This is a genomic window from Globicatella sulfidifaciens DSM 15739 (assembly GCF_900167405.1).
In the GTDB taxonomy this organism is placed as follows: domain Bacteria; phylum Bacillota; class Bacilli; order Lactobacillales; family Aerococcaceae; genus Globicatella; species Globicatella sulfidifaciens.
Map to the genome: position 1 here is coordinate 1 of NZ_FUWO01000038.1, position 1,951 is coordinate 1,951.

At 35.6% G+C, this 1,951-nt stretch carries 1 protein-coding gene; it reads left to right on the forward strand.

The features are described 5' to 3' along the window. Positions 1-496 precede the first annotated feature (496 nt). Entirely contained in the window at positions 497-1,783 is a 1,287-nt protein-coding gene (locus B5D12_RS09990) for a S1C family serine protease (RefSeq protein WP_234982963.1), read from the forward strand. Positions 1,784-1,951: the final 168 nt, after the last annotated feature.

A 1,951-nucleotide genomic window follows, 5' to 3' on the forward strand; every position in this document is an offset into this window, starting at 1 on the left:
AATACCGAGGTTTCCTTAGCTGACAGCTTGTAAATGAAAAAGTGTAATTAACTAATATAATGACCGTGGGAGTGAAGTAGAAAGGCGATTGGTTTTCACTTCGTCTGTTCACCCCGCACAGTTAGGAGTTGGCCAGAAGTAGAAACTTGAATAATTTTCGCTTCGTTTGCCTACCCCTGGATAGTGGAGTAGGTCTCAAACAAGTCTTTAAGACGTTGGTTGAGACCACTCAACCACTGCACTTTTAACTAGCGAGTAATCATTTGACTGAATTTCTCAAGTTTATGCCAGTTTCATTAAGTCGTAGTTTGAGACTTGCGCAATCGCTGCGCTATAAAATAAACAGTTAAAACTAAACGGAATTTTTAAATTTTGCCCAACCTCTGAACATAAAAAATAAATAATTGGTAAATATTTTATAGAAGAATGTTCAATGATTATTCATAAATCAGTGATATATTAAATACATAATCAAGATTAGTAAAGGAGAATTACTATGGACAACAAAAAGACAAATGATGATTCACAAAACATAATCCCGATGAATTCAAATAAAAAAGATAATCCATTTTGGAAAGGTGTCTTTGGCGGTATTTTAGGCAGTGCCATCATCATTGGAATGGTGTTTTTACTTGCGTTTAATGGAATATTTCAACCATCTGAAAAGATGAAAGCATATTCACAAGAAAGTGACACTAATAGTCAAACATTAACGGACTTCGAATCAGCGATTATGAGTGCTGTAGAAAAAACAGGTGATGCGGTAGTATCAGTTAATAATTTACAATCTCAACATATGAATCAAATTGGTAATTATGGATTTGGATATGGCTACAGTTCTAATAGTCAAGGAACTGTCGATTTACAAGATCCAGAACAATCTTTAGAATTATACGGAACGGGTAGTGGGGTTGTATATAAAATTGAAGGAGATACAGCTTGTATTGTAACCAACAATCACGTTGTTGATGGGGCGGATAAATTACAAATCATCACTGCTGAAGGGGACACAGTCGATGCAGAATTAGTCGGAACAGATGTGTTTACAGATTTAGCAGTCCTAAAAGTTTCTTCAGAGAAATTAAAGACAGCCATTACTTTTGCTGATTCAGATCAATTAAAAGTAGGAAGTTTAGCGATTGCGATTGGATCTCCTTTAGGAAGTGAGTTCTCAAGTTCAGTAACTCAAGGTATCGTATCTGGAACCGATCGTGTCGTACCATTTGATATGAATGATGACGGCGAAGATGATTGGGAAATGAACTTAATTCAAACGGATGCAGCGATTAACCCAGGGAACTCAGGTGGTGCGCTTATCAATAAGAACGGAGAATTAATTGGTATTAATTCAAGTAAGTTAAGCTCAACTGAAATCGAAGGGATGGGCTTTGCTATCCCAAGTAATGATGTGCAAAATATCATTTCACAATTAGAAGAAAACGGTAAAGTAACAAGACCAGTTTTAGGTGTAAGCTATTTAATTCCTGTTAGTCAATTATCAGCAAGATCAAAAGTTGAAGTGCTCGGTTTAGCCGAAGATGCTGAGGATGGTGTCGTAGTATCGGAAGTCGTTTCAGGTACAGCCGCAGATAAAGCAGGTATGGAAAAATACGATGTCATTACAGAATTTGATGGTGTAGCAATTAATGGCATGATGGACTTAAGAAAAGAACTTTACAAACATCAAGCAGGCGACCAAGTTGAATTAACCATTATTCGTCAAGGAGAAACTCAAAAATTAACCATTACTTTAGAAGTTGATGAAACAATTCAACAAAACTAAAATCCAACAAAATAGATAGATTAATATCCACTCGATCACCTAAAATCATCGAGTGGATATATTGTTGTAAAAAATGTAAAATTAAAGTAAAAAAGGTGTTGACGAGTGTTGGATATCATGATACTATAAGGGAGTTCCAAGCGAACAAGACGAAAGATTGAAAAAGAA